The 12,020-nt window shown below is 43.9% G+C and carries 9 protein-coding genes and 1 pseudogene; 7 read left to right on the forward strand and 3 right to left on the reverse strand.

Annotated elements, in window-relative coordinates:
- Nucleotides 1-798 (forward strand): tRNA cyclic N6-threonylcarbamoyladenosine(37) synthase TcdA, encoded by a 798-nt coding sequence (gene tcdA / locus D9603_RS11050; protein WP_128731344.1) that lies wholly within the window; start codon nucleotides 1-3, stop codon nucleotides 796-798.
- 61 nt (nucleotides 799-859) lie between these two features.
- Here tcdA and D9603_RS11055 read toward each other — a convergent pair whose 3' ends face one another.
- The 3 genes from D9603_RS11055 to D9603_RS11065 all read right to left on the reverse strand — a co-directional run bounded on the left by D9603_RS11055 (nucleotide 860) and on the right by D9603_RS11065 (nucleotide 3,874).
- Nucleotides 860-1,267: a SufE family protein gene (locus D9603_RS11055; protein ID WP_128731345.1), complete on the reverse strand. Its 408-nt coding sequence runs from the start codon at nucleotides 1,265-1,267 to the stop codon at nucleotides 860-862.
- Nucleotides 1,268-1,270: 3 nt separating this feature from the next.
- Nucleotides 1,271-2,485 (reverse strand): cysteine desulfurase, encoded by a 1,215-nt coding sequence (locus D9603_RS11060; RefSeq protein ID WP_128731346.1) that lies wholly within the window; start codon nucleotides 2,483-2,485, stop codon nucleotides 1,271-1,273.
- Nucleotides 2,486-2,587: 102 nt separating this feature from the next.
- Nucleotides 2,588-3,874, reverse strand: coding sequence for a citrate synthase (locus D9603_RS11065; protein WP_128731347.1), 1,287 nt, complete (start codon nucleotides 3,872-3,874; stop codon nucleotides 2,588-2,590).
- A 417-nt stretch (nucleotides 3,875-4,291) separates the two neighbouring features.
- Between D9603_RS11065 and sdhC the strand changes: the two genes are divergently transcribed.
- The 6 genes and pseudogenes from sdhC to odhB all read left to right on the forward strand — a co-directional run bounded on the left by sdhC (nucleotide 4,292) and on the right by odhB (nucleotide 11,911).
- The gene (sdhC, locus tag D9603_RS11070) at nucleotides 4,292-4,669 is read left to right on the forward strand and encodes a succinate dehydrogenase, cytochrome b556 subunit (protein WP_125252744.1); all 378 of its coding nucleotides are present in this window, start codon (nucleotides 4,292-4,294) and stop codon (nucleotides 4,667-4,669) included.
- Nucleotides 4,660-5,007: a succinate dehydrogenase, hydrophobic membrane anchor protein gene (gene sdhD, locus D9603_RS11075; protein ID WP_128731348.1), complete on the forward strand. Its 348-nt coding sequence runs from the start codon at nucleotides 4,660-4,662 to the stop codon at nucleotides 5,005-5,007. The genes sdhC and sdhD overlap by 10 nt, the downstream gene beginning before the upstream one ends.
- Entirely contained in the window at nucleotides 5,008-6,780 is a 1,773-nt protein-coding gene (gene sdhA / locus D9603_RS11080; protein WP_125252746.1) for a succinate dehydrogenase flavoprotein subunit, read from the forward strand. It abuts the gene before it with no gap.
- 10 nt (nucleotides 6,781-6,790) lie between these two features.
- Nucleotides 6,791-7,509: pseudogene (locus D9603_RS11085) on the forward strand (succinate dehydrogenase iron-sulfur subunit).
- Nucleotides 7,510-7,593: 84 nt separating this feature from the next.
- A complete protein-coding gene (gene sucA / locus D9603_RS11090) occupies nucleotides 7,594-10,407 on the forward strand; it encodes a 2-oxoglutarate dehydrogenase E1 component (protein WP_128731349.1) in 2,814 nt (937 codons plus the stop codon).
- Between the two features lie 10 nt (nucleotides 10,408-10,417).
- Entirely contained in the window at nucleotides 10,418-11,911 is a 1,494-nt protein-coding gene (gene odhB / locus D9603_RS11095) for a 2-oxoglutarate dehydrogenase complex dihydrolipoyllysine-residue succinyltransferase (protein WP_128731350.1), read from the forward strand.
- Nucleotides 11,912-12,020 lie beyond the last annotated feature (109 nt).

A 12,020-nucleotide genomic window follows, 5' to 3' on the forward strand; every position in this document is an offset into this window, starting at 1 on the left:
ATGACTGATTCAAATACAGAACTTAGGTTTGGCGGTATTGCTCGTCTATACGGTAACGCAGAGTTAGAAGCATTAAGCAAGGCACACTTTTGTGTTATTGGTATTGGTGGTGTTGGCAGTTGGGCTGTTGAAGCGCTAGTTCGAACTGGGGTAGGCAAGATAACGCTTATTGATATGGATGATATTTGTATCACTAATGTTAATCGCCAGCTGCATGCTCATAGTGAAAGTATCGGGATGCAGAAAATTGAGGCGATGCGGGAGCGTTGTATTGCGATTAATCCAGCTTGCGAGGTCATCCTTATTGATGACTTCCTGATGTTAGATAATATTAGAAGCTACATCCAAGATTTTGATTATGTTATTGACTGTATTGATGCTGTTAAAGAAAAGGCGGCGTTAATCGCCCATTGTAAACGCAATAAAATACCCGTGATCACCACAGGTGGTGCAGGTGGACAGACCGATCCAAGTCAGATCCAATACTCAGACGTTGCAAAGACTACGCATGACCCATTACTAGCAAAAGTTCGTTATATTCTCAGAAAGCAATATAACTTTAGCGATAATCCAAAACGCAAGTTTGGCGTAGATTGTGTCTATTCAACTGAGCAGCTGGTTTATCCAAGTAGCGATGGCACCGTATGTAAAGCCAAGCAGCAAGCTGAAGGTGGAAAAAATATGGACTGTGCCACAGGGTTTGGCTCAGCCACGATGGTAACGGGGAGTTTCGGTTTCTTTGCGGCCTCTAAAGCGATAAGAAAGTATCTAGATAAGCAAAGCAGAAGTAGCAAGTAAGTGTGCTCATATGAGCACCTTGAACGCTTATGTTGTTAACTGTCCGCAGCTCAGGTTAGTATTACGCTAACCTATTCGCTTGCATCTGGATCTGGTCGACAATCGCCCGTATACCATTGCTTCTTGAAGGGCTTAAATGGCTGATTAATCCTAAGGACTCAAAAAGCGTATAAGCACTAAATTGGCTTGCCTGTTCCGGTGTTTTCCCTGCATATGCTGCGATGATAATTGCAAGTAATCCTTTCACGATCCGCGTATCTGAATCTGCAATAAGCACAAGCTGTTGTGCACTTTCGTCTAAGTCGACGTATAACCACACTTTACTGTCACAGCCCGATACTAATGCAGATCCAACTTTTAGTGCCTCTGGAAGTTCAGGAAGTTGTTTACCAAAAAGCATTATTTCTCGGTACTTGGCTTGCCAGCCATGACTTTCTGATAACTTTTTTGTGATATTTTCAATATTCATCGTTTAATCTAGTAATTCAATTGTGGCTTTTAAGGCATTAATAAAATGCTCGACATCAGCTTCGTTATTGTAAAATGCTAAACTTGCTCGCACTGTTCCATTGACATTAAGCATGTTCATCAACGGTTGAGCACAATGATGTCCGCTTCTGACGGCGACACCATAGGTGTTGAGTAGTGTAGCAAGGTCATAGTGATGCTCATTTTTGTAATTAAAACTGACAATCCCCACGTTGTTCTGCGTGTCACCATACACGGTTACGCCTTTAATTTGGTTTAACTGTTGTAAAAGGGACTGATAGAGGGCTCGTTCGTAGCGCTGAAGTGCCGACGGGCTAATGTTGTTCAAGTAATCAACCGCAGCGGCCAATCCTATGACGCCAGAGATATTAGGCGTGCCAGGTTCAAATTTACCAGGAGCATCACGATAAGTGGAGTGTGCAAACGTTACCTCTTGGATCATTTCTCCTCCCGTTTTATATACGGGCAGGGTATTGAGCAAATTATATCGACCATATAATCCTCCAACACCTGTAGGCCCCAACGCCTTGTGAGCAGAAAAAACATAAAAGTCGCAATCCAATGCTACCAAATCAGGCCGTAAGTGCATAAAAGACTGTGCGCCATCTATGACTGTCTTCGTACCAAGCGTTTTACAAGCTTTTATAAGAGATTCGATGGGGTGTATATTACCAAGCGCATTAGAAGCATGTCCTATCGATAAGATATCTGGTTTATGTGTTTGCAATAGCGAAATAGCACCCGCTTCATCAAGCACACCATTTTCAAGCATAGGCAACACTAACAACTGTGCGCCGGTACGCTTACATGCTTCTTGCCAGGGCACGATGTTAGCATGATGCTCAAATGGGCTGATCGCTATTTTACTGTTTTCATTTAATGCTTGGCTGAGGCCATGAGCCAAAAAGTTTAGTGATTCTGTGGCACCACTGGTCCAGACAATTTCTTTTGCAGAAACATTTAAAAATTTGGCGATAGTTTCACGTGCGGCTTCATATCGATTTGTCGCGTTTTCACTCAGTGTATGTAAACCTCTGTGTACATTTGAATTCTCAGCTTGATAAAAAGTTTTGATGACATCAATAACTTTGTTCGGTTTTTGTGCAGTTGCAGCTGAGTCGAGGTAGCAAAGCGGCTGCCCATTTAGTGATTTGCCTAAAATAGGGAAGTCGTCGCGCAGAGAATGTATATCAGTCATAACGTACCTGAGTTAATTTGGCAGCGGGATTTTAGCTAATAACTGTTCATAGTTAAACAAAAAAGGCCGCATTAAGCGGCCTTTTGCAATAAAACGTCAGTATTATCTGTCGCTTTGTGATTTATAGTCGCGTGCTGTGTAGCCTTTGTAAAGCTGACGTGGACGACCAATCTTATGACCTGGCTGAGAAAGCATTTCGTTCCAATGTGAAATCCAACCGACAGTACGAGACATCGCGAAGATAACAGTGAACATACTTGTTGGAATACCAATTGCCTTAAGAATGATACCTGAGTAGAAGTCTACGTTAGGGTATAGTTTCTTCTCGATGAAGTACGGGTCTTCCAATGCAATTTGTTCAAGTTTCATTGCCACGTCAAGCAATGGATCTTGAATGTTAAGCTCTTTAAGCACTTCATGACACGTTTGACGCATTACTGTTGCACGTGGGTCAAAGTTTTTATAAACGCGGTGACCAAAGCCCATTAGACGGAACGGATCGTTCTTGTCTTTTGCTTTGGCAACATACTCGTCAATACGGTCAACAGAGCCGATTTCTTCAAGCATCGTTAAGCAAGCTTCGTTTGCGCCGCCGTGTGCAGGGCCCCAAAGTGATGCAATACCAGCTGCAATACATGCGTATGGGTTTGCACCTGAAGAACCAGCTAAACGTACTGTCGACGTTGACGCGTTTTGTTCATGATCCGCGTGAAGCATGAAAATACGGTCCATTGCTTTAGCAAGTACCGGGCTTACGTTGTAATCTTCCGCTGGCACAGAGAACATCATGTGCAGGAAGTTTTCAGCGTAGCTTAAGTCGTTGCGCGGATACACGAATGGCTGGCCAACGTTGTATTTGTATGCCATTGCAGCGATAGTTGGCAGTTTTGCAACCAACTTAACCGCACAACGCATGCGTTGATCTTCATCAGAAATATCAAGGTCTGAATGATAAAACGATGATAATGCACCAACAACACCACACAGCATAGCCATTGGGTGAGCGTCTACACGGAAGCCTTGGAAAAACGCAGCAATTTTCTCGTGCATCATGGTGTTGCGAGTGATCTCATCTGAGAACTCTGCTAGTTGTGCTTCGCTTGGTAACTCACCGTTAAGTAGTAAGTAGCAAAGTTCAATATAGTTAGAATTTTCAGCAAGTTGCTCAATAGGGTAACCGCGGTGAAGCAGTACTCCTTTGGCACCGTCAATGTAAGTGATAGACGAGTCACAAGAGGCAGTCGACATAAATCCTGGGTCATACGTAAATAGGCCGTGAGCGCCTAATGAACGAACGTCAACTACGTCTTGACCAGCTGTACCTTCGTAAATTGGTAACTCAATCGGATCGTGACCATCAATATGGACTGTGGCTTTTTTATCTGCCATCTATTTGTCTCCTATTTAATAACAATATTCTGATTGTTATGTTGTGATACTAATGTTAAGCAAATTCAGATCATTCTAACTTATAACCTAGGCTAAAAGTCAATTTTTATGTGATTTATGCATAAATGTATAATAAATATTCTATTGCGATTAAATATTAGACCATTCGCTAATTCGCAAGCGTCTCTATCTAAACAAGAATTGTAAAAGGCCGCGTAGCCTTATATACTGTCAACGGTTTTATACCGTATCGTCTGTGGGTAAACCTATTTTTACATCAATTTTTTACACTCCAGTGAACTTTTTGGTGTCCTAATTGGTTTATCTAGAGTGTGCCATCTACATTTGCAATATGTAGGTGGGTTTCATAAAAACAAGTAGATGAGCTCCTTTGTGGGCAAAGATGGGCAAGTAACTGTGAAAAAGCAAAGACCTGTAAATCTAGATCTTACGACTATATCTATGCCACCAACGGCTAAAGCGTCGATCCTTCATCGTGTAACCGGTGTTGCGTTTTTCTTCGCTTTAACCTTTGTGATTTGGGCTTGGTCTGAATCTCTTTCTTCTCCTGAAGGCTTCGAGTTTGTAAAAGAACTGATGTCTGGCTTTATTGCGAAATTCATCGCATGGGGCACCCTAACTGTATTGTCTTACCACATTATCGGTGGTATCCGTCACATGATTCAGGATATGGGACATTGGGAAGAATTAGAATCAGGCAACAATAGCGCGAAGATTGCATTAGCACTTTGGGTTATCGTAGCAATTTTAGCTGGAGTATGGATATGGTCTTAAATCAAGCGACATTGAAGCGTGATGGCGTACAAGACTACGTATCATTGCGCGCGACTGCGTTAATTATCCTAGCTTATGCGGTATTCATCGTAGGCTATCTGTTAATCACACCTGAACTTACTTATGAAGCATGGTCAGGGTTGTTCTCAAACTTGGCTGTGAAAGCAGCAACCATGATCACGCTAGTATGTATGATGGTACATACACGTATTGGTTTATGGCAGGTTCTAACTGACTATGTTAAGAACTCAACAACCCGCTCTATCCTTAGCTTTGTATTAAACCTTATGGCGCTAGCTTACGTAGCTATTGGCCTGTTTGTTCTGTGGGGTGTTTAAGTGAAATATAACGTACGCGAATTTGACGCAGTTGTAGTTGGTGCTGGTGGTGCGGGTATGCGCGCGGCACTCGCTATTTCAGAATCAGGTAAAACTTGTGCTCTTATTTCAAAAGTTTTCCCAACTCGTTCTCACACAGTGTCTGCACAAGGTGGTATCACTGTTGCGCTAGGTAACTCGCATGAGGACAACTGGGAATGGCACATGTACGATACGGTGAAAGGGTCAGACTACATTGGTGACCAAGATGCCATCGAATACATGACTAAAACGGGTCCTGAAGCTATCACTGAGTTAGAGAATATGGGTTTACCTTTCTCTCGTTTTGAAAATGGTCGCGTATATCAGCGTCCTTTCGGTGGTCAGTCTAAGAATTTCGGTGGTGAACAGGCTGCACGTACAGCGGCTGCGGCCGACCGTACTGGTCACGCACTGCTACATTGCTTATATCAGCAAAACGTGAAAAACAAAACCAACGTGTTCTCAGAGTGGTACGCGCTTGATTTAGTTAAAAATGATAAAGGCGACGTAGTCGGTGTTACCGCAATTGACATTGAGAGCGGCGAAGTCGTTTATTTCAAGTCTAAAGCGGTTGTGTTGGCAACGGGCGGTGCAGGTCGTATCTACGCATCGACTACTAACGCACACATCAACACGGGCGACGGCGTAGGTATGGCTGTTCGTGCTGGCATTTCAATGCAAGACATGGAAATGTGGCAGTTCCACCCGACCGGTATTGCTGGCGCTGGTACACTAGTGACTGAAGGTTGTCGTGGTGAAGGTGGTTACCTTCTGAATAAAGACGGTGAACGCTTCATGGAGCGTTACGCGCCTAACGCCAAAGACCTTGCTGGTCGTGACGTTGTTGCACGTGCAATGATGACTGAAATTCGTGAAGGCCGTGGCTGTGAAGGCCCATGGGGTACGCACATTAAGCTTAAGCTTGATCACCTAGGTGAGGAAATGCTTAACCTTCGTCTTCCTGGTGTTTGTGACTTATCTAAGACATTTGCACACGTTGATCCAGCGAAAGAACCTATTCCGGTTATTCCAACTTGTCACTATATGATGGGTGGTGTACCGACAAACGTTAATGGTCAGGTGCTTAGCGTAAGTGAAAATGGCGATGAGCGTATTGTAGAAGGTTTATTCGCAGTAGGTGAAATTGCATGTGTATCTGTACATGGTGCAAACCGCCTAGGTGGTAACTCACTACTTGACCTCGTTGTATTTGGTCGTGCAGCTGGTAACTTCTTAGGTACTTACTTGAATGACTTTGAGTCTACAGGTGATGCGTCTAAAGATGACGTTGATAATGCGTTTGCACGTTTCAATCGCTGGGAGTCGTCTGAGGTCGGTAAAGGTGAAGACCCAGTACAAATTAAGAAAGACTTGCAAGAGTGTATGCAGCTTAACTTCTCAGTATTCAGAGAAGGCGATGCAATGGCAGAAGGACTTAAAGAGCTTAAAGAAATCCGCGAGCGTCTTAAGTTTGCACGCCTTGATGATAAGTCATCAGAGTTCAACACGCAGCGTATCGAATGCTTAGAGCTTGATAACTTGATGGAAACAGCATACTCAACAGCAGTAGCTGCTAATTTCCGTACTGAAAGTCGTGGTGCTCACTCTCGCTTTGACTTCCCAGAGCGTGATGATGAAAATTGGTTGTGCCACTCAGTTCATCATCCGGAATCTGATTCGATGACTAAGCGTAAGGTTAATTTTGCGCCTACGACTCGTGAAGCGTTCCCACCAAAAGCACGTACATACTAGGAGTTCAGCGATGGCTACTTTAGAATTATCAGTTTATCGTTATAACCCTGATGAAGATTCAGCACCACGTATGCAAGACTACACTCTAGAAGTAGAGGAAGGTCGTGACATGATGGTGTTGGATGCTCTGATGCAGTTAAAAGAGCAAGATCCAACTTTATCTTTCCGTCGTTCATGTCGTGAGGGCGTTTGTGGCTCTGACGGTGTAAACATGAACGGTAAGAACGGCCTCGCCTGTATTACCCCAATTTCTGCAGTGCAGAAAGGCGGTAAGGGTAAGATCGTTATTCGTCCATTACCGGGGTTACCAGTAATTCGTGACCTAGTAATTGATATGAGTCAGTTCTATACGCAATACGAGAAGGTTAAGCCTTTCTTGATCAACGACAAGCCAACTGGTGGTGAAGAACGTCTTCAGTCTATTGAAGACGCGAAAAACTAGATGGCTTGTATGAATGTATTCTTTGTGCATGTTGTTCAACGTCTTGTCCTTCTTTCTGGTGGAACCCAGACAAGTTCATCGGTCCTGCGGGTCTTTTACATGCTTATCGTTTCTTGGCTGATAGCCGTGATACAGCAACAGAAGAGCGCCTTGCAGATCTTGATGACGCGTTCAGCGTATTCCGCTGTCACAGTATTATGAACTGTGTTAGCGTATGTCCTAAAGGTCTTAATCCAACTAAGGCAATTGGACAAATTAAATCAATGTTGTTAAACCGCTCGGTATAACACATACTACTAGCTAAGATGGCAAGCAATCGCTTGCCATCTTGTTTTCGTTTGAGTTTCTGCGCTAGATAAAAGGGCTAATAGATGCACGAAGGTGTGATGAAGGCATGGCTAGAATCTTCGCATTTGTACGGCGGCAACGTTGCGTACGTAGAAGATCTATATGAGGCGTATCTAGATGATGCAGCTTCAGTGCCAGAAGAATGGCGAGAGGTGTTTGATCAACTACCTAAAGTTGATGGTGTGGATGTTGATACAAAACATTCCGAAGTAAGAGCGCAATTTGCGGAACTTGCAAAAAACAAACACAGAGAAGTCGTGGTATCAACAGAGGGTTCTGCTGACGCCAAGCAAGTTAAAGTTCTGCAGTTAATAAATGCATTTCGTTTTAGGGGTCACCAAAACGCGAACCTAGATCCACTTGGGATTTGGGAGCGAGAACGCGTTCGCGATTTAGACCCCACTTTTCATGATTTAACTGACGCAGATCTAGAAAAAGAATTTAACGTCGGCTCTTTTGCATGTGGCAAAGAGACGATGAAGCTAAAAGACTTGTACGCTGCACTAAAAGCGACATACTGTGGCTCTGTCGGTGCAGAGTACATGCACATCACGTCTACCGAAGAAAAACGTTGGTTACAGCAGCGTTTAGAATCGACCTTCGCTACGCCACAATTCGATAAAGAAACCAAATTAAGAATCTACAAAGGCCTTACTGCCGCTGATGGTTTAGAGAAATACTTGGGTGCAAAATTTCCAGGTGCAAAACGTTTCTCGTTAGAAGGTGGTGATTCTTTAGTACCTATGCTGAAAGAATTAATTCACCGTGCAGGTGAGAGCGGTCAGCAAGAAGCTGTTATTGGTATGGCACACCGTGGTCGCCTTAACGTATTGGTTAACGTATTGGGTAAAAATCCACAAGAACTATTTGATGAGTTTGCTGGCAAATACGGTGAACATGCAGGTTCTGGTGATGTTAAATACCACATGGGCTTCTCGTCGGACTTTGGTACAAAAGGCGGCAATGTCCACATGGCATTGGCGTTTAACCCATCTCACCTTGAGATTGTGAACCCTGTTGTTATGGGGTCTGTACGAGCTCGTCTTGACCGATTAAATTGCCAAAGCGGATCAAAGGCTTTACCTATTACGATCCATGGTGATTCAGCGATTGCTGGACAAGGTGTTGTTCAAGAAACTTTCAACTTGTCGCAAACGCGTGCATACGGTGTCGGTGGTTCAATTCGTATTGTTGTGAACAACCAAGTTGGCTTCACGACGTCAAAGCGTGAAGATACACGTTCAACGGAATACTGTACTGACATTGCGAAGATGGTTCAAGCACCTATCTTCCATGTTAACGCTGACGACCCAGAAGCGGTTGCATTCGTTACACAAGTGGCACTTGATTTCCGTAACAAGTTCAAGCGTGACGTAGTGATTGACTTAGTATGTTACCGTCGTCACGGTCACAATGAAGCGGACGAGCCAAATGCAACACAGCCGCTGATGTATCAAAAGATCAAAAAGCACCCAGTACCTCGCCAGCTATATGCTGAGCAGCTTGTACGTGAAGGTGTGTTCTCTGAAGAAGATGCAAAACAAATTTCTGAAGACTACCGTAACGGCTTAGATAAAGGCGTGTGTGTAGTAGAAGAAATTCAAAAAGAAACTAAGCATTCTTCGGATTGGTCTAAATATGTCGGTCATGACTGGGACGCGCCATATGAGCCAAAAGTTGAGTTAGAAAAACTCAAAGCGCTCGGCGAAAAGATTGCCAATTACCCAGAAACGCATAAAGCACAATCGCGTGTGAAAAAGATATACGACGATCGTAAATTAATGGCGAAGGGCGAAAAGCTATTAGATTGGGGTATGGCAGAGACGTTAGCCTATGCAACGTTAGTTGACGAAGGTACTGATGTTCGTTTAACGGGTCAAGACTCTGGTCGTGGTACATTTTTCCACCGTCATGCTGTCGTGCATAACCAACAAGATGCCGCTACTTATCTTCCGCTACAAAACGTACGTGAAGGTCAGGGCGTATTTGAGGTTTATGACTCGGTGCTTTCTGAAGAAGCGGTACTTGCATTTGAATATGGTTATGCCACAGCAGAACCAACGTCATTGGTACTGTGGGAAGCACAGTTCGGTGACTTTGCAAATGGCGCTCAAGTCGTATTCGACCAGTTCTTAAGCTCAGGTGAGCAAAAGTGGGGACGTTTGTGCGGCCTAACACTACTTCTACCTCATGGTTATGAAGGTCAAGGCCCAGAGCACAGTTCATCACGTCTAGAGCGTTATTTACAGCTATGTGCTGACCACAATATGCAAGTATGTGTGCCGTCAACACCAGCACAAGTTTATGCAATGTTGCGCCGCCAATCGGTACGTCCATTGCGTCGTCCTTTGATTGTGATGACACCTAAATCACTACTACGCCATCCGTTAGCTGTGTCTACATTAGAAGAGCTTTCAGAAGGCGTGTTCAACAACATGATCGACGAGATTGATGATATCAATCCAGAAAATGTTGAGCGTGTCGTATTCTGTAGCGGTAAAGTGTACTACGAACTTTTACAAGAACGTCGTAAGCAAGAGTTGAACAACGTTGCTATTGTTCGTGTTGAACAGCTATATCCGTTCCCTCACAAAGAAATGGACGAGATCATGGCTCGCTACCAGCACGTGAAAGATTTTGTTTGGTGTCAAGAAGAGCCACAAAACCAAGGTGCGTGGTATTGTTCACAGCATCATTTCTGGGAAGCTATTCCATCTGGCGCTAATTTAACTTACGCAGGTCGCAAGGCCTCAGCTGCTCCAGCATGTGGATACATGTCTACACATACTAAAGAACAAAACGCGTTAATTGCTGACGCTTTAACAATCAAGAAATAAGGAATAAGAGATGACAACCGAAATTAAGGTTCCTGTTCTTCCTGAGTCTGTTGCTGATGCAACGGTTGCTACATGGCATGTAAGCGTTGGCGATAAAGTGACTCGTGATCAAAACTTAGTTGACATCGAAACAGATAAAGTCGTTTTAGAAGTCGTAGCACCTGAAGATGGTGTTATCGTTGCAATTTCAGAAGAAGAAGGCGCAACCGTTCTTGGCGAACAGGTTATTGCACAATTAGGTGCTGCTGATGAAGCAGCAGCGCCTGCACAATCAAATGAAAAAACAGCAGCGCCTCAGTCGGCGCCAGCATCAGAAGGTAAAGAAGTGGACATTAAAGTACCTGTACTTCCTGAGTCAGTAGCAGATGCTACTATCGCAACTTGGCACGTTCAACCAGGTGAAGCGGTTAGCCGTGACCAAAACTTAGTTGATATTGAAACAGATAAAGTGGTTCTTGAAGTTGTTGCACCTGAAGACGGTGTGATGGGTGAACATATTCACGCTGAAGGCGATACCGTACTTGCTGAACAAGTGATCGGTAAAATTGTAGCCGGTGGCGCACCAGCGGCAGCATCTAGCGAGAAAAAAGAAGAAGCACCAGCAGCATCTTCTGACGAAAACTCAGATGTACTAACACCATCTGTTCGTCGCCTTATCGCAGAAAAAGGCCTTGACGCTTCTAAGATCAAAGGTTCTGGCAAAGGCGGTCGTATCACAAAAGAAGACGTTGACGCCTTCCTTAAAGCGCCAGCAAAAGCAGAGTCTAAGCCAGCTGCATCAGCACCTGCTGCCCCTGTTGGCGAGCGTACACAAAAACGTGTACCGATGACACGTCTTCGTAAGACAATTGCTAACCGTCTACTAGAAGCGAAAAACTCAACAGCAATGTTGACAACGTTTAACGAAGTAAACATGAAGCCAATCATGGATCTTCGTAAACAATACCAAGAAGTGTTTGAGAAGCGTCACGGTATCCGTTTAGGTTTCATGTCTTTCTACGTGAAAGCGGTAACTGAAGCACTGAAACGTTTCCCTGAAGTGAACGCATCTATCGACGGTGATGATATCGTTTACCACAACTACTTCGATATCAGTATCGCGGTATCTACGCCTCGTGGTCTAGTTACACCAGTACTACGTGACTGCGATAAGCTATCAGTTGCTGAAATCGAAAAGAACATTCGCGAACTGGCTATCAAAGGTCGTGACGGTAAACTAACAGTTGATGATATGACTGGCGGTAACTTCACAATCACCAACGGTGGTGTGTTTGGTTCACTACTTTCTACACCTATCATCAACTTACCACAGTCTTCAATCTTGGGTATGCACAAAATCCAAGAGCGTCCTATGGCAGTAAATGGTAAGGTTGAAATCTTACCTATGATGTACCTAGCGCTTTCTTATGACCACCGTCAAATCGATGGTAAAGAGTCAGTTGGCTTCCTAGTGACAATTAAAGAGTTGCTTGAAGATCCAACACGTCTACTGCTAGACGTATAATATTTGTTTAAAGAATAAGCTGTATGCTCGCATACAGCTTTTTTTTTGCGCCTTTGGTCTAAGTGGGGTTTTCATCAGAAGCCTTGGGATCTATACTATGTGCGCAATT

Origin of the sequence: Pseudoalteromonas sp. PS5, assembly GCF_004103255.1 — a bacterium.
GTDB classification, from domain to species: domain Bacteria; phylum Pseudomonadota; class Gammaproteobacteria; order Enterobacterales; family Alteromonadaceae; genus Pseudoalteromonas; species Pseudoalteromonas peptidolytica.